This is a genomic window from Streptomyces sp. Z423-1, assembly GCF_013009255.1.
Lineage (GTDB): Bacteria > Actinomycetota > Actinomycetes > Streptomycetales > Streptomycetaceae > Streptomyces > Streptomyces gossypiisoli.
Window position 1 is genome coordinate 183,935 of the sequence record NZ_CP053109.1, and the last position, 19,177, is coordinate 203,111.

Here is a 19,177-nt window from a genome sequence, read left to right on the forward strand (position 1 = left end):
TCACGCGAACCGGTTCGACAGTCGGTGCGCCTCAGCCCCTTCCCCCAGGGCTGTCGGACTGCTTGAAGCGGTTCGAGGGCTTCAAGCAGTTCGAGCAAGGAGTCCCGTGAACATCGGTGAGATCGCCAAGCGGGCAGGTGTGTCCCGCAGCACAGTGTCCGTCACGTTGAGCGGCGAGCGTCCGGTGCCGGAGGACACCCATCAGAAGATCCAGCGGGTCATCGACGAGCTGGGCCACCGGCCCAACGCCCGTACGCGGGCCTTTGCCAACGGCCTGACCAGCACCATGGGTCCGGTCTTCCCGCCGGCCGGCAACCACTGCACCGGCATGTGGTCGGCCTTCATCGGCAGCGTCGTCGAGGCCGCTCGTTCCAGCGGCTGCTGGGCGAGCGCCGGGTGGCCAGCGCGATCCTGATGGAGCTCCGCCCGGAGGGCGACCGGGTGGAACTTTGAGCGCGGTGGGATTCACCTTCGTCGCCACCGGACGCACCGCGCGGCCGGAAGGTACCCGGTCGGTCGGCCTGGACCACACCGCGCTGGTGGAGGCATGTGTCCACCAGCGCGGACCTGGGCCACCACAGGGTCGCCTTCGTCAAAGACTGCCGGCCGGCCACCGTCCACAGCGGCAAGCGCGTCGACGCCGGCGAGATCTCGACCGCGCCCGGCGCCAAGATCTACCGGTGGACACGCGACAGCGTGAGCGAACCGACCAACAAGCGCAAACCAGATCTGGCGCCTGCTCGGCAAGAGCTGACGGGCGGCGGACCGCTCGCCGACGAGCACACACATCGACGAACGTCGGCCACCGGCCGTGGGACCTCGTCGGGTCCACGACCACTCGGTTCTGGCGGCCGCCCTCGTGACGGCGACCGCCGATCCGCCGCCCCGGCCCCGACGCTGCGCGGTTCGCCCTACGTCGCTCTCACCCGGCGCCGATCCGTGCCTCGTCCGACGCAACTGCCGTGCGGCGTCGGCCCCCACGTCGCACCCCTCTGAGGCCACCTCCGTTCACGAGCCGCAGACAGCCCGACAGCCACCTTCGCCACATCGGCGAGGGCCACAGCGAGCCGTCTGAACAACGGCTGCCACGGCAGCCCGTCCCGAGAGGAAGACCATGTTCCGCTCCTGTCCCACCCGCACCGCCCGCGACGCCCGCTCCGAAAGACGTCCCGGGCAAAGGCGTGTGCTGCGCCGGGTGTTGGCGGCCGCACTGACCACGCTGGTCGCCATACCCGCCGGCGTGCTGTCCGGCGCGTCGCCGGCCGGCGCGGCGGACCCGTTGAACGCCGCCCAGTTCGGCGGCGTCAACTGGGCCCGCCCCGGAGACAGCTTCGTCAACGCCCCCGTAGTCCCCGAGGGCCTGAGCGTGTCCGACAGCTACGCGACCGTCAGGGCGAAGGCCGACGCCATCCTCACCGGCTTCCAGCACAGCGGCGCCAACACCGTCCGGCTGCCGATCAACAAGTACTCCGTGCCCGGTACTACATGGGGCGACGCCTACACCGGAGCCATCGACGCCGCGACGGCCAAGGGCATGAAGGTGATCCTGGGCTACTGGGAGGAGTCCCCCAACGGCAAGGTCGACGACACCGCCGCCTTCAACGCGATGTGGGACCCGGTCGTCGCCAAGTACGCGTCCAATCCCCTGGTCCTCTTCGAGTCGTTCAACGAGCCCCGCGGCTACACCGCCGCCCAGTGGGCCGACGTCGCCGCCGCCTGGATCGCGCGCTACCCGTCGGTCCCCAGGAACCGGATAGTCGTCAGCGGCAGCGGCTTCAACGAGGACGTCACCACGGTGTGCGGCGACAGCCGTCTGGACGGGACCTACGTGTCGCTCCACTTCTACGCGTTCAGCCACACCCCCAGGTCCTACGCCGAGTGGGTGTCCCTGTTCAAGAGCAAGATCGGCTCCTGCGGTTCGCGCACCATCCTGGACGAGTTCGGCGGCCCGATGGACGACGGCCGCGACTACAACCAGGCGGGCAGCTCGGACAACTTCGTCCTCTACATGCGCGCGGTCATCGACACGGCCCACGATCTCGGCATGGGCTCGACCTACTGGCCGGCCCTCGGCGGCAAGCACACCATGCGGCCCGACTACGACTGGTACTCCCTCTACGCCCTGCACGGCAGCGGCACCGACCTGACGCTGAGCGTGCGCAACCCCACCCAGATGGACCGGCTCAAGTACCTCTGGGGTCTCGCCCCTCGCACACCGCTCACCACGCTGAAGAGCGTCGGCGTCCCGGGCTGCCTCGACATCCCCGGAGGCACCCAGCAGAACACCACCCAGGTCCAGATCTGGAACTGCACCGGCGCGACACACCAGCAGTGGACCAGAACCGCCACCGGACAGATCACCGTCTTCGGCGGAGCCAAGTGCCTGGACGCCCTGGGCAACGGCACGGCCAACGGCACCAAGGTCGTCATCTACGACTGCAACGGCCAGGACAACCAGAAGTGGACCTTCTACTCCGACGGCACGGTCCGCGGCGTCGAGTCCGGCCTCTGCCTGGACGTGAACCAGTCCACGTCCAAGGTGCAGCTCTGGTCCTGCTGGGGCGGCACCAACCAGAAGTGGCAGATCGCCTGATAGGCCCCACTGGACATCACTTGACCCAGGGTGGCAGGCGTACTCCTGTTCGGCCGGTGACCCCAATCACCCGTATCTGCGCGCAACCGCTTGCCCGGCGGCAGCCTGCACGTGTGGTCCACCGACCTGTCGCAGCAACAGGGGCCGTATTCGCTTCACCTGAACCCGGCCGAGGCTGAATAGGGTCGGGGACCGGCGCGGTTGCTGACGCTCCGTTCCCAGTCCCCGACCCTCCTGACTTCAACATCGGCCTGAGGGCCTACCACCTGTGCTTGTCCGACACCGCTCCTGGTCGCTGCTGAAGGCCGGCGTTGCCGCTGCGAACGCGCCGCAGACCTGGAACTGGAACTGGAACTGGACCACCCTGGCCGGCTGCCTCTACCACCAACGGCGCGGCCGTCAACCTGTGGGGCCCACCACCGCGGCACCAAACAGCCATGCAAGGTGGGCGAGATCAGAGAGCCAGGCTGCGCGGCCCGCGTGCGAACGGACACCTGGCGCGGGTCACCGCGCGGGTCGTGGCCGTCAGCCTATCCGCGATGACGATCTTCTGCTGGCACCGGACGGCCCTGCTCACGCCGGCCGTTCCCGGCTCGCTCCTCAGCGTCCCCGGGCTCACCACACCCCCGGACACCGCCGTCCGGCGCCTCGCCCGGATCGCCTAGCTGCCGTTCATCGCTGTCACCCTGCCCGGCATCGGCCGCCTGACCCACCGGTTCAAGGCGGCCTGGCCCGACATCGGTCGAGCAGCCGGCACGGCGGCCGCCGTGCCGGCTGCGGGCTTCGCCTGCTCCCTGACGGTTGTCTGACCGTTCCGTGCCTCCGACCGGGCTGGGCAGGAGTGCTGGCCCGTGACGCGCGGAGCTCTGTTCCTGCTGCCCGACCTCGACGACAGCAGGCGCCGCCGGCCCACCGGACGGGACGGCATGGAGCGCCTCGGCGGCATCCGGAGCACCGCCCGGCAGCAGCAGGGAGCTGCTCACGGTGAACCCGACCGAGGCCCCGCCGCCGGGTCGGGTCTCAGCGAAGACGGTGCCGCCGTGGGTCTCGGCGACGTCGCGGACGATGGCCAGGCCGAGTCCGGACCCGGGCAGGCCGCGAGCGGTGTCGGCGCGGTAGAAGCGGTCGAACACACGGGCCGCGTCGGCGGCGGCGATACCCGGGCCGCGATCGGAGACGGTGGTCCTGCCCTTGTGGATGCGCACCGTGATGGGCTCCGCGCCGTCACTGTCGAACTTGGCGGCGTTCTCCAGCAGGTTGCCGACGGCGCGTTCGAGACCTTGGCCGCGCCCGAGGACGACCGAGCCGTCGGCGTCGATCTGCACCAGTCGGCCCGTGCGCCGGTACACACGGCGTGCGGCGCGGCGGGCCACCGAGGCCAATTCGACGGGCTCTGCGGCTTCGTCGCGGTTCCGGGAGAGGGCGAGTTCGACGAGCTCGTCGACCAGGTGGCTCAACTCGCACATCTCGCCCTCGACATCGTCCAGAAGCCGTGCACGGGCGTGCGGGGCGAGCTCGTCGACGCGGCGCAGCACACTCGCGTTGGTACTCAGACTGGTCAGCGGAGTGCGAAGCTCGTGGGCGGCATCCTCCACCAGCCTCTCCTGTGCCTCGCGGGAGGCTGCGAGGCGGCCGATCATCTTGTTGAACGACACCGCGAGCCGCCCGACTTCGTCCCTACCCTCCACCGAGACATCCCGGGCGACGCGCCAGTCATCGCTGACTTCCTCCGCAGCCCTCGCCAGCCGCACCAGGCGCCGCGTGATGCATCGTGCGAGCAGCCAGCCCACGACGGACGCGGCGAGCACGACCGCGAGTGCGCCCCCCGCGATCTCCTTGGCCATGCTCTCCAGCACGTCGCGTGTCGGGCCGATCGGGACGGCCGCCTGCAGGGCTCCGCGGCCCTCCCCCAGCGCGACGGTCCGCTGACAGTAGGTGTCGCCGTTCACGACGATCTCGGTGATCTGTTCCCCCTGCCCGGGCGCGCCGGAGGCGGCGAGAGCGCGTACGGAGTCGGACACCGGTAGTGCCACGTCCGGGCCGCCCAGATGAGTGACCTTGCCGTCCTGGGCCACGACCTGCACGATCGCCTGTTCCGCCCCGTCGTCGACCGCGCCGAGCCGATCACGGCCGGGGGCGGGCACCTGTCCCCCCGTGTCCGTATCGCTGAGGTGGTGCGACCTGTTCTGCTCGTCGGCCACCGCCATCGTGACCAGCCTCAGCGTCCGATTGGCCTGCGCGATGACCTGCTCGGAGGCGGCCCAGTAGTTGAGCACACCGACGAACGCCGCCACCAGGGTGCCGGCCACGGCGAACGACAGCGTGAACCGCGCGCGCAGACTCATGGCAACCGCACCGCGTATCCCACACCACGCACCGTGTGGATGAGTTCGGGCGCGCCGACGGCGGTGAGTTTGCGCCGCAGATAGCTGACGTAGCAGGCCAGATTGTTCGCGTGCGGCCCGCAGTCGTAGCCCCATATGCGGTGGTAGATCGTCAAGTGGTCCAGCACGATGCCCTCGTTGCGCACCAACAGCTCCAGCAGGTCGAACTCGGTCTTGGACAGCTCCACCTCCTTGCCGGCCCACCAGACGCGCCGAGCGCCCGGCTCGATGCGCAGGGACGCGATCCACAGAGCGGCTCCGGCCGGCTCGGCCTCTTGATCCGCCGGTGCCAGCGCGGCCCGGCGCTGCAAGGCCCGCAGCCGGGCCAGCAGCTCCGGAACCCGGAAGGGCTTGGGCAGATAGTCGTCGGCGCCCGCGTCCAGGCCGGCGACCCGATCCGGAATCCTGGTCCGCGCGGTGAGGAGCAACACGGGGGTGCGGTCACCGTCGGCTCGCAGCACACGGCACACGGCCATGCCGTCGACATGCGGCATCACGACGTCGACCACCAGTGCGCTGAAGGAGCCCCGACGGGCTTGACTCAGCGCCTCCACCCCGTCGGCGGCGGTGACGACGTCGTATCCCTCCAGCTCCAGTGCCCGGGCAAGGGATTCACGGATCGCACGGTCGTCGTCGGCGATGAGGACGCGGTTCAGCACGCCCTCATGATGACCCACCGCTCGCGGTGATCTCAGACGAACCTGCGAGTAACGATTATCAGTTCGGCTTGACCGGGCCCTGTGTCTCTCGGCTCCCGCCAGCACAGACGCCCGGACTTTACCGAACTCCCATGGTCCTCCTATGGACGTCACAGGCGCCTCACCCACGATGAGGGCTCCCATCTGAACCGCTCCAGGAGATCCATGTCCACCGTCGTCCTTTCCCGGCCGCTTCCACCACCCCGGTATCGCCGGCACGCCGGGAGGGCGGAGAGCGGTCACGCGCGCGCCGGTCCGTCGCCCTGGTCGCGTGCCTCGGCCTGGGCCTCGGCCTCGCCGGCTGCGGCTCCGGCGACTCCGGGTCCTCGTCGTCGGAGACGACTGCCTCCAGCCAGGGCGCGACCACGAGCACCGGCGCCGGAAAGGCGAACACCGTCGAGGTCGTGGCCGCCGCCGACGCCTTCCTGAAGACACTCTCCGACGACGAGAAGGACACCGCGCTCTACGACTTCGACGACGACGCCAAGACGACGGGCTGGTCGAACTTCCCGACCGGCGGCGTCAAGCGCAACGGCATCGAGTTCGCCGCCCTCGACGACGACCAGAAGGCCGCCGCGCTGAAGGTCATGGAGGCCGCCCTCAGCGACCAGGGCTACAAGGAGCTCCAGGACATCCGCGCCGCGGACGACTACCTCGCCCAGGCGCAGGCGTCCGGCGGCGGAAGGGGGCCCGGTGGCGGCGACGAGTACAGCTCGGACAAGTACTACCTGGCGTTCTTCGGCGAGCCCAGCGAGACCGAGCAGTTCATGGTCGAGTTCGGCGGCCACCACGCGGCGTACAACATCACCTATTACAAGGACGACGTCAGCCTCTCCCCCACCCTGACCGCCATCGAGCCGCAGACGTTCGAGCTGAACGGCACGTCGTACGCCCCGCTGAACGACAAGCGGGACACCACCATGGCGGCCATCGCCTCGCTGAGCGAAAGCGAGCTGGCGAAGGCCGAGATCAGCGGCAGCTTCGACGACCTGCTGCTCGGTCCCGGCAACGACGGTCCCTTCCCGGACCCCGAGGGCGTCGTCGTCGGCGACCTCAGTCAGGAGCAGCAGGACAAGGTCACCGCGATGATCCGCACCTGGGTGGACGACCTGGACGAGGAGGCCGCCGAGGCGCTCGTCGCCGAGTACGTCTCCGCGTACGACGAGACGTATCTCGGCTGGAGCGGCGCGACGGACATCGACAACGAGGAGACGTACGTCCGAGTCGACGGCCCGGCTGTCTGGATCGAGTTCTCCAACCAGGGCGGCATTGTGCTCGACGGCGTCCACCAGCACACCATCTTCCGCGACGAGACCGCCGACTACGGCTGGAAATGACAGGGCGGGAACTGCTCCGGTGCGCCGTCTCCTGCTCCCCCTCGTTCTCGCGGCACTCGTGCTGGTCTGCGGTCCCGTGCCCTTAGCCGGCGCCCATCCGATGAGCACCTCGGCCGTCCTCCTCGACATCCGCGACGACCGGGTCGAAGGGGAGGTTCAGCTGCCCGTCGACCGGCTCGCCGTCGCCGTCCACCGCGACCTCACCCGCGACAGCGTCCTCGGCACCGACCGGACGTTTCTCGCGCGCTACACGGCCGGGCACATCGGTGCCGTGGGCGAGGACGCCCGTCCCTGGCAGGTCACGCTCGGTACGGGTACGGTGCGGACGATCGACGGGACGGCACACCTCGTCTACCCGCTCACGATCCGACCGCCCGACGGGACCGTCACCGACTTCGACCTGCGCTACGACGTCATCGTCGAGGAACTCCTCACCCACAAGGTCATCGCCACCGTCCGGTACGACTTCGGCCGCGGCATCCTCAGGACCGACGACGCCGAGACCCTCGGGGTCTTCGACTTCTCGACCAAGAGCCTTGAGGTTCCCGCGGAGAGGGCTCATGGCTGCGCGGTTTCGCCACCACCGCCGGCCTGGGCGTCGAGCACGTCGGCGAGGGTGCGGACCATCTGTTGTTCCTGCTGATGCTGCTCATCCCCGCCCCCTTGGTGGCCGTCGGCGGCCGATGGCGCGCGGCCCCGTCGGCACGACACAGCGTCGTCCGCGTGGTGCACGTCGTCACGGCGTTCGCCGTCGGCCACTCGCTCACGCTCGCACTCGCGGCAACCGGAGTGATCAGCCTGCCGACCAGACCGGTCGAAACGCTGATCGCCTTCTCGATCGCGGTGTCCGCGGTGCATGCCGTCCGGCCGCTGGTGGCCCGCGGCGAGGTGCTCATCGCCGCCGGGTTCGGACTCGTCCACGGGCTGGCGTTCGCCTCGCTCATCGGCGAACTCGGCCTCACCCGGGGGGCATTGGTGACCACGCTGCTGGGCTTCAACCTCGGCATCGAGCTGACGCAACTGCTCGTCGTGGCGCTGATGATGCCGTCGCTGGTCGCGCTGGCCCGCACGGCCGTCTATCCCGCGTTCCGCGTCGGCGTGGCACTCGTCGGGCTGGTGTTCTCGGTGTCCTGGATGCTCGAACGGGCCACGCTCACGTCCCTCGACCCCTTCGAGGGCGTGCAGAGCTGGCTGGTGGGGCATCCGCTGCTCGTCGCCGCCACGGTCGCCGCGTCGGCCGTCGTCGCCCACCGGGTCGTACCACGGACACCACAGGTGGCGGCAGAGCGCACCGAGGGCGACCTGGTATGAGGTCATGGCCGTGCCTCCGAGCGCCCGTGGCCACTGGAACCGCGAAATGCCTCCTGCCCGGCGGCTGAGAGCGGCCGCGGGTAAAGGCGTCACCCCAACAAGCTCACAGCCCGTTTCCCTCGGCTGTGTACCGAAATCACTGATCGACTCAGGAGGACAAAGGACAATGGACAGGCGGGCATTCATAGCGACCTCGGCAGGGGCCGCGCTGGCCGTCGTCGGAGGCGTGGCGGCGTACGGGACCGCCTCGGCCGACGAGGTGTCGACGGACAGCGGGCACATCAAGAGTGCCACCGCGATCACCGAGGTCTTCGGCGACGGCCTGAAGCTCACCGCCGTCGCGCTGGAGTACGACGCGCCCATCAGGAGCGCGAAGTTGTCCACGACGACGTTCACGGTCGCGGACCGCACCATCACGAAGGTGTACGCCACCACCTCGCCCACCCCGAGCAGAAAGGGCCGCGGCGGCCGGTACGTCATCGTCGAGATGTCCCCCGACGACGAGGCCGCCTCCCTGTTGGAGAGCAGCGGCCCCAGCGGCGGCGGCACCCCGCCGAGCGGCCCCCCGAGCGGCGCGCCCAGCGGACCCCCGAGCGGCGGAGGCCCCGGCGGCGGGCAGCAGGGCCCGAAGATCAAGGAGGCGGTGGCCACCGTGGTTCAGGCGGGCGCCGTCACCACCGCCCGGGGCACCGTCTACCCGGCGAGCTCCACCGGCGTCACTACGACCGCCGTGAAGAACCTGATCGTCGACGACTTCGAGCAGCTGTCCTTCACGGACCCCGCGACCGGCAACACCCTGAAGTACAACCTGTACAAGCCCAAGGGCTACGACGAGAGGAAGTCGTACCCGCTGGTGCTGTTCATGCACGACGCCGCCGTGCTCAGCAGCGACCCCCTGACCACGCTCGTCCAGGGCAACGGCGCCACCTGCTGGGCCAGCCCCCAGGACCAGGCCAGGCGCCCGGCCTTCGTCCTCGCACCGCAGTACTCCAGTGCGGTCGTCGACGACCACGGCGGCTACACCGTGACCAGTTGGCTCGAGACCACCGTCAACCTGCTCAACAACGTCACCGAGACCTACAGCATCGACACCGATCGCCTCTACACCACCGGTCAGTCGATGGGCGCCATCATGTCGATCGTCATGGACATCGAGTACCCCGACCTGTTCGCCGCCTCCTACATCGTCGCAGGCCAGTGGGACACCAGCCTGGTCGCCCCGATGGCGAACGACAAGCTGTGGATCACCGTCTCCCAGGGCGACGAGAGCGCCTACCCCGGCCAGAACGCCATCACCGCCGCCCTGGAGGAGAAGGGAGCCACGGTCACCCGCGCGGTCTGGGACGGCACCTCCACTCAGAAGGAATTCGCCGCCGGGGTCAGGAAGATGGTCGCCAAGAGGACCTCCATCAACTACGTCGCCTTCGAGAAGGGCACGGTCGTCCCCAGCGGCGTCACGGACAACTCCCTCAACAACCACCTCTACACCTGGAAGATCGCCTACAACATCGAAGGCATCCGCGAATGGATCTTCAAGCAGCACAAGTGACCGAGACAGGCAGCCGATCAGGCATCTGAAGGGCCGGCGCCTCGGTCACCCGGCACCGGCCCAGAGGGCCGCGCGACCCCGGAAGGGTTCGCGCGGCCCTCCGCCATGACGGCGGATCGCCGGCCTCGCGCACGGAACTGACGACATCACAGGATCCGGAGCCAGTATCGCCGGATCCATTGACGCGCCCATGTCCAACATCCTATCTTCTGGTCGAAGTTACGCACAATGTTCGAAATGTCGAACCTCAGGCGGGTCTGGAGTAGCGCTCCGCCATACCTCCTCCTCCCTCCAGCCCCGCTGGACTCCCGCTGTGGCCCGACGTGGCACCCGCAGAAAGACAGGAGACGCACTTGTCCGCGCTTCTAGCCCGGCTGGCGGCAGTATTGGTCGCCGCCTGCCTACTCTTCACGTCCCAAGTCCTGACTACGCCTCAGCGGGCCGCCGCCGCCGACCCGGGCTACCTGATGACACATTTCATCGGCGAGGGGTCGACCGGCCAGCAGATCTACTTCTCGCACAGCACCGACGGCCTGCACTGGACCGACCTCAATGGTGGCGGGGCAGCCCTGCGCTCCACGGTCGGCACGCGCGGGGTGCGTGACCCCGCCCTGGTGCGTTCCCCGAACGACGACAAGTACTGGATCATCGCGACCGACCTGTGCATCGGCTGCGGGCAGGACTGGAACACCGCCATCAACAACGGCAGCCGCAACCTCGTCGTATGGGAGTCGACGGACCTGGTCACCTGGTCGCAGCCGTGGCTGCTCAACGTCGCCGGCGCTATCCCCGACGGGCGCAACGCGTGGGCGCCGGAGGCGATCTGGAACCCGGCCACCAACGACTACGTCCTGTACTGGGCGACGAACAAGCCCCTCAACGGCGCGACGAAGCACCGCATCTACTACGCCCGCACCAGCGACTTCCGCTCCATCACCACCCCGCAGACCTACATCGAGCGCCCCGGCACCCAGGAAATCATCGACACCCAGATCGTCGAGCTGCCGTCCGGCGTCGGCGACTACCGCTACGTACGGGCCTCCGGTGACGGCCAGATCACGCTCGAAGGCAGCAACTCGATCCTCGGCACCTGGACCAACCTCGGCAACCTCTCCGGCATCGGCCTGACCGGCTCCCAGGTCGAGGGTCCGATGTGGATGAAGTTCAGAGACCGTAACGAGTGGACGCTCTACCTCGACCAGTACGCCGCGGGCCGCGGTTACATGCCGGTCACGACGACCGACCCGTCCGCCTCCGGCACCTACAAGCTTCCGGCGTCGGGCAGCTACGACCTGGGCGGCACCAAGAAGCGCCACGGCTCGATCCTGACCCTCACGGCCGCCGAGGAGAGCCGCGTGCTCGCCCGCTGGCCCAGCACCGCGGTCAACCGGCTCCAGTCCTTCAACTTCCAGGACCGGTACGTACGGCACGCCAACTACGACGTGCGCATCGACCCGAACGTCAGCCCCGCCCAGGACGCCCAGTTCCGGATCAGGCCCGGCCTGGCCGGCTCCGGGACCGTCTCCTTCGAGTCGGTGAACTTCCCCGGCCACTTCCTGCGCCACGCCAACTTCGACTTCCAGCTGGCCTCCAACGACGGCACCACCCGGTTCGCCGAGGACGCCAGCTTCCGCCAGGTCGCCGGGCTCGCCGACTCGGCATGGTCGTCGTTCCAGTCGTACAACTACCCGGACCGGTACATCCGGCACTACGCGTACCAACTGAAGCTCGACCCCATCACCACCGCGACAGGGCGCAGTGACGCCACCTTCCGCGTGACGAGCTGACCCCGCCGGGGACGCGGACGCACTCCCCGCCACGTTCCATCTGCCATCCGTCGGCCGTACCGCTCACCGACGACCGCTCACCTCGCCCCGCGTCAGCGGGGCGAGGTGTCCTGACATCTTCTCGACCGGACCGTCCTTCCGGCCGATCCGGTCGTGCCGTCCCCATTCTTAGACTGACGCCGTGCATCCCGCTCCTTTGATCGAAAAGCCGGCCGCACCGCCGAGCCACCGCAGGCAAGGCTGCCTGCGGTGGCTCGGCGTCGTCCTGCTGTTCCTGGCGACCGCCACGGACGTGCTGGTGGCGAGCTTGGACGGCAGGCCGCCTTGGCTCCAGACCGTCGTGGTGCTGCCGGCCGGTCTGGCGGCGCTCCTCTGGCCCGCGAGGCGCGGCGCCCCTCCCCTGTCCTGGAGGCAGCGGGGGGAGCCCGCGTGGCTCGGAACGACCGTGCGCGCCACCGTGCCCGCGGTTCTTTCCCTGGCTCTGACGATGGTCGGTGTCCTGTCCGGCTGGACGGTCACGTACGGCATCGGCGAGGTCGTCATCCTGCTGTGCCTGCTGCTGGTCGCCGTACGCACCTGCCCCGCACCGTGGGCGGCGGTGTGCGGCGTGCTGAACGGCGTGGCGGTTCTCGCCCTGCCCGGCCGAGACACCAGCGATGACCTCGTCCTGACATTCGCCGTGCTGGTCGGTGCCGCCGCCGGCCTCGGTGGCTACCTGCGCACCCTGGACCACCGCCGCACCGTCGCGGTCGCCGAGACCCGCCGTGCCGAACGCCTCGCCATGGCCGCCGACCTGCACGACTTCGTCGCCCACCACGTCACCGGGATCCTGGTGCAGGCCCAGCTCGGCCAAATGCTGGCGACCACCGAGCCGGACCGCCTGGCCCCGATCATGAAGGACATCGAACGCGCCTCCACCGAGGCCCTCTCCTCCATGCGCCGCACCGTCGGCCTCCTGCGCGACACGCCGAACGACGACACCACCGGACCGGCGCCCGCCGAGCGCCGGCCGAGCGGTGATCTGTCGGCGCTCGCCGGACTGGTGGAGGGCTTCGGCGGACCCGCCGGGCCCAAGGTCGTCCTGCACCGTGAGCCCGCCGTGCCCGACGACCTGCCGCACGAGGTGCAGGCAGCCGCGTACCGCGTGGTCCAGGAGGCCCTCACCAACGTCCGCCGTCACGCCGCCGACGCCACCGAGGTGGCCGTCGACCTGACGTACGAGGACCACGCTCTGCGGGTGACCGTGCGCGACGACGGACGCGGCGGCACCCGGATACCCCACGCCGCCCGGGGCGGCGGCTTCGGCCTCGTCGGCCTCACCGAACGCGTCACCGCCCTCGGCGGCGACCTTCGTACCGGCCCCCGCCCCGGCCGGGGCTGGGAGGTCACGGCGGTGCTGCCGACCGTGGCGTGACGCGGCCGCGGCGCACACCGCGACTGTCGCGGATCTCGTCCGACCGGGTGTCCGCGGATCCCGCTGACGGAAATGGCCGATTGGCCGATGCGGACGCGCCCCTCGCCGGGGAGGAGTGGCCATTCGTCCGAGGCGGTCATCGCCCTTCGGGCGAGAGAGTCGGGGACGGCGGCCGGCACCAAGTCGGCCGCCGTCCCCGAGTCCGTCCGGCCGTCCGTGCGTCGGCTCTTCCCTCCCGGAGGCCGCGATCTCCACCGCAAAACCGCAGGTGCGCCGACGCCTGCAGCCCACCCGTCCTTCGTCCGTACTCCGCCGGCACGCCGCCCGTCCGGTGCTGACGGCCGTCTTGCCGCCGATGGCACTGACGACGGCCCTGGGCCTGTGGGGCATACGCCGGCAGAACAGCATGTGGGGCGACGAGGCGGTCACCTGGCAACTCGCGCAGCGCAGCGTGCCGCACATCTGGCGCACCGCGCAGCACATAGACCTGGTGCACGCCCTGTACTACACCCTGATGCAGGGGGTCTTCGCCGTGTTCGGCGACGGACTGCTCACCCTGCGGCTGCCGTCCGTACTCGCGATGTCCCTGGCGGCAGCGGGCGTCGGTCTGCTGGGGCTCCGCCTGGCGGGCCCCCGGGCGGGCCTGCTGGCCGGGCTGGTCTTCCCGCTGATTCCCCAGGTGCAGCGGTACACCCAGGAGGGCCGTTCCTACGCCATGGTCTGCGCCCTGGTCACCTGGTCCACGGTCCTGCTGCTCGCGGCCGCCTCCCGCCGTACCCGGCGGTGGTGGGCCGGTTATGCCGTGGTGACGCTGACCGCGTGCCTGCTCCATGAGTTCGCTGTCCTGGTCCTGCCGGCCCATGGCGTCACTCTGGTCGTGTCCGGCGTCGATCGCCAAGTGATGCTTGGGTGGACGAGGGCCGCCGGCTGCGTCGTGGCCGGGACGCTGCCGCTGGTGGCGCTCAGCGCCGGGCAGTCGGGGCAGGTGGCCTGGATCGGCTTTCCCGACCCGATGCAGTTGCTCGGCCTGGCCGCCCTGGCCCTGGTGGGCGTGTGGTGTGCCCGGCGTCTTCCCCTGGGCGGGCGAGGAGCGTTCCCGCTACCCGCCCTCGCGCTGCCGATGCTGCTCCTGCCCGGCCTGCTGCTGCTCCTGTTCTCGCCGGTCAAGCCGCTGTTCGTCGACCGGTACATCCTGTACAGCACGATCGGGTTCGCCTTGCTGCTGGGCGCCGGGCTCGACCGAGCCCGGCACCCGAAGACACCCACCTGGCCGGCATGGCTGGCGGTGACGGCGGTGGTGGCCGCGCTGGTTCCGGTGAGCGTCCACCTGCGGACCCCGGAGAGCCGCGGTGACGACGTCCTCGCCATCGGTCGCGCGGTACGGGAAGCGGCCAAGCCCGGCGACGGACTGCTGTACCTCCCCGCACGCCGCCGGGTGTGGACCCAGGCCCGTCCCCAGGACACCCGGAACCTGACCGACCTCGCGCTGGCGCAGGACCCCGTCGTCTCCGACACCCTGTCGGGCACCGAACTCCCCGCCCGTGACATCCCCGCCCGGATGCGTGCCTTCGCGCGGATCGTCGTGGTACACGACCGCGAGGGCGAGCCGCTGGACATGAGCCCCGAGGGACGCTGGAAACGCCGGACGCTCGACCACTACTTCCACATGTGCGGCACCACCAGCGTCCACGGCGCCGGCGTCACCGTGCATGTGCGCGGCAAGACCCCTTGCCCCTCGTTCACCGGCTGACTCACCCGCCCGGCGCACCGCGGCCGGGGCCGCCGCTCCCCCGGCCTGGGTGACCATCACTGCTCGGCGGCGAGGACCCGGTCGAGGTCGGCCTGGGCGCTGGTGTCTCCGGCCGCGATGGCCTTGCGGTACCACTCCTCGGCGGTGGCGAGGTTCTTGGTGACGCCGAGGCCCTTCTCGTACAGGCGGCCGATGGCCGTCATCGCGGGTGCTCCGACGTGGTCGGCACGCTCCGCGGCCTTGGTGTACAGCTTGAGGGCCCTGGCGTAGTCCTGAGTGACACCGGAGCCGGCCACATAGAGGTCTCCCAGGGCGACCATGCTGCTGATGTCGCCGCGGTCCACGCCGGTCTGGTAGTACTCGGCGCCCTCGGCCGCGTCCTTCGACACACCCAGGCCCTCGGTGTAGATCTGCCCGAGATAGCGGGGCGCCTTCATGTCACCGGCGGAAGTTGCCTTCTTCAGCAGGGTCAGCGCCTGGTCGTAGTCCTTGCCGGTGCACTGTCCCTCGAGGTAGAGGATGCCGAGGATCCTCTGGCCGCGGGAATCACCGCCGTCCGCGGCCACCTTGGCCCACGCCAGGGCGGTGGCGTAGTCGCCGCTGCCCCAGGCCCCCTCGGCACGCATGCCCGCGTCGGCGGCGGAGGCGCCGCCGGTGTCCACGGCCGAAGCGGTGCCGCACGTCGTGGCGCTCGTCGACGGCGACGCGCTCGTACTCGCCGAGGCGGCGGCCGTCCCGGTGCCCGTGCTCGCCGTGCTGTCCGTCGAGGCACAGCCGGTCAGGGCGAGGGCGGCGCACAGCGCGGTGCTCACCAGACCGGATCGCGTGATCCTCTTGCTCATGGGGTGTTCTCCTCCGAGCAGCCGAGGGCCCAGGCCCTCGGCCGCGTCCGTGCCAGGGATGTCAGGCGCTCTGCTCGAACAACCAGTCGCGCAGTGCGGTGATCTTGTACGCCGGCTCGAAGGAGGCCATGTGCTCCCCGCCCACCGGAGCGGACGACGCCCCGGACGTCTCCAGCACGGTTCCCGTCTTGAACGTGGCGAAGTTGATGCTGTCGCCGGCGGCGAACAGCTTCTTCGCGGCGCTCGCGTACTGCGCCTCGGACCAAGTCGCGTCCCAGGTCGCCTCCTGGTAGGAGACACCGGCACTCTTGAGCATCTTCTTGACCTCGGCCTGACCACCCGACGCCTTCTCGTCACCGCCGGCGGCGATGTAGAAGAACTTCTCCTTGGCCAGGTTGTCGAGCTCGTTGATGTCCCACTGACCGGAGACGAACAGCTCGGCCGCGAACAGGTCGGGGTGCTCGGCCGCGAGGTACATCACCGTCATGCACCCCATCGACTGGCCGGTGCCGTAGATCCGCCTGGGGTCCACGCTGTACTTCTTGGTGACCGAATCGAGCAGGCGGGTCGTCAACTCGACGTAGTCGGTCGTGGTGAAGCTGTCGTGATCGTCGATGATCACTTCCGGGTACGTGGGAACGAGGACGATGCTCTCGTGCTTGGTCTGCTCGCTCTCACTGGCCCAGATCAGCGCGCCGTACTGCGACAGCGGCGCCGTCACCTCCTTGCCGGCGAGACTGGAGTCGGCGATGTAGAGCACCAGGGGGTACGCCTTGGACTTGTCGTAGTCCGCGGGGACGTACAGGTTGTACGGCACCGACTTGCCGGTCTGCGAGTCCTTGTACGTGTACTGCTTGAACTTGTCCGGGACCTCCGCCGTCAGGCTCTCCAGACTGGGGGTCTCCTCGCTGCCGCTCGCGGCGGAAGCGGACGCGGACGCGGAAGCGGACGCGCTACTGGCGGAACTCGTCGACGAGTCCGACGAGCCGCCACAGGCGGTGGCACCGAACAGGGCAAGGCCGAGAGTTCCGACAAGGAAGCCACGGCGGGGAAGATGGTCGTTGTGCATGCCCAGGACGATATGGGTGCTACTTCACCGTTCCCTGGGAACAACCTGGGAATTTCGTAAAGCCGGGTAGTGACTCCGCTCTCAGGACAGCTGCCCTCGGAGAACGGGCACGCCGTGGCCGGGGCGATCGGCTCCACGGCTTCAAGCAGCTACTTCGGCAACCCCGGCCGCATGCGGCGGCGCAGTACTGGAGCAGCGCGTTCGGAACGGCAGGTCTCACCGACCCCGACGGTGCGGCGGTGGTCCAGTAGCACAGATATCCTGCGAGCCGGCGGTGAAACGTCCAGCACCATGGTCAGCACGCTCCTGCGGCTGGCGGGCGTCACCGCGACCGTCACCGCACCGCGCGAGGACGCCTGCGACAACCTGCTGTCCCAGGGCACGAAGAACAAACCTCGACGCTTCGAGCCTCCTGCCCGCGAGTTCTTTGCGGGCAGGAGGCTCTTCGTCGTAGGCCACATACCCTGCCCTACGACGGTCGCCGCCCCGGCTCAGGATCGCCGGACGCGACATCCGGTCACCGAGGAACTGGTGTCGGCCTGCACGGTACCGACCTGACCGACCCTCCTACTTCTTGTGACCCGACACATCGGCGATCCACTCCAGGAAGTCGACCGGGTCGTCATTGGCTCCGTGCCCGGCGTCCCAGTACATCAGGGAGTTGACGTTGTCGCCGATGCCGTCGAGGGCGGCGGCGAGGTTGCCGACGATGACGGGCGAGGAGTCGGTGTCCTTGGTGCCGACGCGGATCCACCAGTGCTTCGACCGGCCGGGGTTGCGCTTCCTGATGAAGTACATGGGGTTCATCAGATTCAGCAGCTCGGGGATGTCGCTGTCGAGCCGTGCGCTGCCGCTGACCTCATGACGCAGGCTGTACAGCGTGAAGTGCCGGGCGGCGGTGGTGCCCGTGCCGAACAGGTTGTTCTCGCCGGCGGACAGGTCGAAGGCGTCGAATGCCGGGGTGGACTTCTTTCGTGTCCCCACGTGGTCGACGAAGCCGGCCCAGGTGAAGGTCGCCCTGTCGCCGTCCCAGGTGATGAAGGTGTTCTTGGCCAGGTAGGCGGAACGGTCGGAGTCCGACAGGGACTTGAGGTAAGTGGTGGCGGCCGGCTGGAGGTAGGTCTCCACCAGGTACTCGTCGTAGTTTCCCGCCGTGAGGCGGCCGAAGCCGTTGATCCCCTTGAGCTTGAGGGACGCCTGGTAGGTGGCGAACTGGGCCGTGAGGTCCTTGGACACCGTCTGGTCGACCTGGCTGCCGGTCTTCTGCGTGACGCTGGTGCCCCAGCAGTACTCGTACGCCCCGTCGGCGTGTTCGAGGTCGGTGATGGGGCACCACTCCGCGGAGGCGAAGACGGCGTCGCTCGCGTCGGCCGCACCCAGTTCCTTGAGGTACTTGGCGTACAGCGGGCTGTCGCCGGACGCGCCGAGCAGAGCGGACAACGCGCCGCCCGCGCTGCCTCCGGCGGAGATGATCCGGTCGGTGTTGCCGGGAATGCGGCCCTTGTTGGCACGCAGGTACCGGATGGCGGCCTTCAGGTCCACGATGACGGCCGGCGCGGTGCCGTAGTACACGCCGTTCGCATCGACGAGGCTGCGGCCGCGCGCACCCGGCTCCACGACGACGTAGCCCGCCGCCAGGGCGATCTTGGCGAGATTGGGAACCCCGCCACCTGGGCCGCCACCCGTGCCGCCGCCTCCGCCCGGCCCGGTACCGCCGGAAGCCGAGGGACTGGACGAACCGCTGGGCGCGCCGACGTTGCCCATCTCCATCACGGCCTCGCCCACCCCGGTGGCGCTCGACACGTTCGCCGGCATGTAGCCGCCCACCGAGTTGGTGAAGAGGATGGGAGCGTCGGTGGCGTCGACGGCCTTGCCGTCGATTTTCACCGGGACGCTGACGACCAGGCTCTGGTGCTCGACGTCCACCGGGTCGGCCACGTAGGTGATGGCCTTCCAGAAGTGGTATGTGACCTCCTTCTCGCTGCCGTCGACCGCGGTGATGGTCGTCGTCAGTTCCGTGTAGGCGTCCTTGTCGAAGACCAGGGAATTCGAGGCCTTCGCGGATTTCGAGGCGGCCGTGCCCTGCGATGCCTGCGCGGTCAGGGCGACGCCCCCGACTGTCGCGGCGCCGGCGGTGACACCGAGCCCCATGACGACGCTCCTGCGCTTGACTGCCCTGTGCTTCACTCAGTTCACTCCTGTTCGCGGCGGCTTCGAACCGCTGCTCTGCGATGTCGCCTGCGCGGGACGCCCGACGTCACCTGCGCGGGACGACCTCACGGTGGCCGGCCAATGGTTGGTCGAACCAGTTGCCCGCCCACGCGGCGCCTCTTTCGGCTGCCATGCGAACGTAGGTCCCTCGGGAATTTATCGTCAACAATTATGTCGCCTTCATTGTCAACTCATACTTGGGCAAAGGAAATGCACAGGTGATTTGAACCAT

General features: G+C 69.4%; 14 protein-coding genes and 1 pseudogene. 10 read left to right on the forward strand and 5 right to left on the reverse strand.

The features are described from left to right. Positions 1-106 precede the first annotated feature (106 nt). Positions 107-594 (forward strand): annotated as a pseudogene (locus HJD23_RS43245) (LacI family DNA-binding transcriptional regulator); the annotation flags it as partial. Between the two features lie 520 nt (positions 595-1,114). Further along, positions 1,115-2,593 carry a ricin-type beta-trefoil lectin domain protein gene (locus tag HJD23_RS00855; RefSeq protein ID WP_171110201.1) on the forward strand — a complete coding sequence of 493 codons (1,479 nt, stop codon included), beginning with the start codon at positions 1,115-1,117 and terminating at the stop codon, positions 2,591-2,593. A gap of 530 nt (positions 2,594-3,123) precedes the next feature. Here the strand turns inward: HJD23_RS00855 and HJD23_RS44630 are convergent. Together HJD23_RS44630 and HJD23_RS00865 are read right to left on the reverse strand one after the other, a co-directional pair. Then, positions 3,124-4,938 carry an ATP-binding protein gene (locus HJD23_RS44630; protein WP_269475840.1) on the reverse strand — a complete coding sequence of 605 codons (1,815 nt, stop codon included), beginning with the start codon at positions 4,936-4,938 and terminating at the stop codon, positions 3,124-3,126. Beyond that, the gene (locus HJD23_RS00865) at positions 4,935-5,636 is read right to left on the reverse strand and encodes a response regulator transcription factor (protein WP_171110202.1); all 702 of its coding nucleotides are present in this window, start codon (positions 5,634-5,636) and stop codon (positions 4,935-4,937) included. The genes HJD23_RS44630 and HJD23_RS00865 overlap by 4 nt, the downstream gene beginning before the upstream one ends. Before the next feature lie 320 nt (positions 5,637-5,956). Here HJD23_RS00865 and HJD23_RS00870 point away from each other — a divergent pair, with 320 nt between their 5' ends. From HJD23_RS00870 to HJD23_RS00895, 7 genes are all read left to right on the forward strand, one after another. Beyond that, a complete protein-coding gene (locus HJD23_RS00870) occupies positions 5,957-7,012 on the forward strand; it encodes a DUF3500 domain-containing protein (protein ID WP_277347796.1) in 1,056 nt (351 codons plus the stop codon). A gap of 100 nt (positions 7,013-7,112) precedes the next feature. Beyond that, positions 7,113-7,655, forward strand: a complete 543-nt coding sequence (locus HJD23_RS43260) for a hypothetical protein (protein ID WP_240980582.1) — start codon at positions 7,113-7,115, stop codon at positions 7,653-7,655. Beyond that, the gene (locus HJD23_RS43265) at positions 7,643-8,323 is read left to right on the forward strand and encodes a HupE/UreJ family protein (protein ID WP_240980583.1); all 681 of its coding nucleotides are present in this window, start codon (positions 7,643-7,645) and stop codon (positions 8,321-8,323) included. Before HJD23_RS43260 ends, HJD23_RS43265 begins: the two co-directional genes overlap by 13 nt. Positions 8,324-8,489: 166 nt before the next feature. Then, positions 8,490-9,872: an alpha/beta hydrolase-fold protein gene (locus HJD23_RS00880; protein ID WP_171110205.1), complete on the forward strand. Its 1,383-nt coding sequence runs from the start codon at positions 8,490-8,492 to the stop codon at positions 9,870-9,872. A 353-nt stretch (positions 9,873-10,225) separates the two neighbouring features. Beyond that, positions 10,226-11,659: a glycoside hydrolase family 43 protein gene (locus tag HJD23_RS00885; protein WP_171110206.1), complete on the forward strand. Its 1,434-nt coding sequence runs from the start codon at positions 10,226-10,228 to the stop codon at positions 11,657-11,659. 181 nt (positions 11,660-11,840) lie between these two features. Then, a complete protein-coding gene (locus tag HJD23_RS00890; RefSeq protein ID WP_171133967.1) occupies positions 11,841-13,073 on the forward strand; it encodes a sensor histidine kinase in 1,233 nt (410 codons plus the stop codon). Positions 13,074-13,428: 355 nt separating this feature from the next. Then, complete coding sequence (locus HJD23_RS00895) at positions 13,429-14,823, forward strand: glycosyltransferase family 39 protein (protein ID WP_171110207.1); 1,395 nt, start codon at positions 13,429-13,431, stop codon at positions 14,821-14,823. 56 nt (positions 14,824-14,879) lie between these two features. Here HJD23_RS00895 and HJD23_RS00900 read toward each other — a convergent pair whose 3' ends face one another. Next, positions 14,880-15,665, reverse strand: a complete 786-nt coding sequence (locus HJD23_RS00900) for a tetratricopeptide repeat protein (protein WP_171110208.1) — start codon at positions 15,663-15,665, stop codon at positions 14,880-14,882. Between the two features lie 61 nt (positions 15,666-15,726). Beyond that, positions 15,727-16,734: an alpha/beta hydrolase-fold protein gene (locus HJD23_RS00905; RefSeq protein ID WP_171110209.1), complete on the reverse strand. Its 1,008-nt coding sequence runs from the start codon at positions 16,732-16,734 to the stop codon at positions 15,727-15,729. Between the two features lie 291 nt (positions 16,735-17,025). On the opposite strand from HJD23_RS00905, the gene HJD23_RS00910 reads away from it, so the two are divergent. After that, positions 17,026-17,292 carry a hypothetical protein gene (locus tag HJD23_RS00910; RefSeq protein WP_171110210.1) on the forward strand — a complete coding sequence of 89 codons (267 nt, stop codon included), beginning with the start codon at positions 17,026-17,028 and terminating at the stop codon, positions 17,290-17,292. Positions 17,293-17,301: 9 nt separating this feature from the next. On the opposite strand, the gene HJD23_RS00915 is transcribed toward HJD23_RS00910, so the two are convergent. Then, a complete protein-coding gene (locus HJD23_RS00915) occupies positions 17,302-18,885 on the reverse strand; it encodes a subtype B tannase (RefSeq protein ID WP_171111712.1) in 1,584 nt (527 codons plus the stop codon). Positions 18,886-19,177 lie beyond the last annotated feature (292 nt).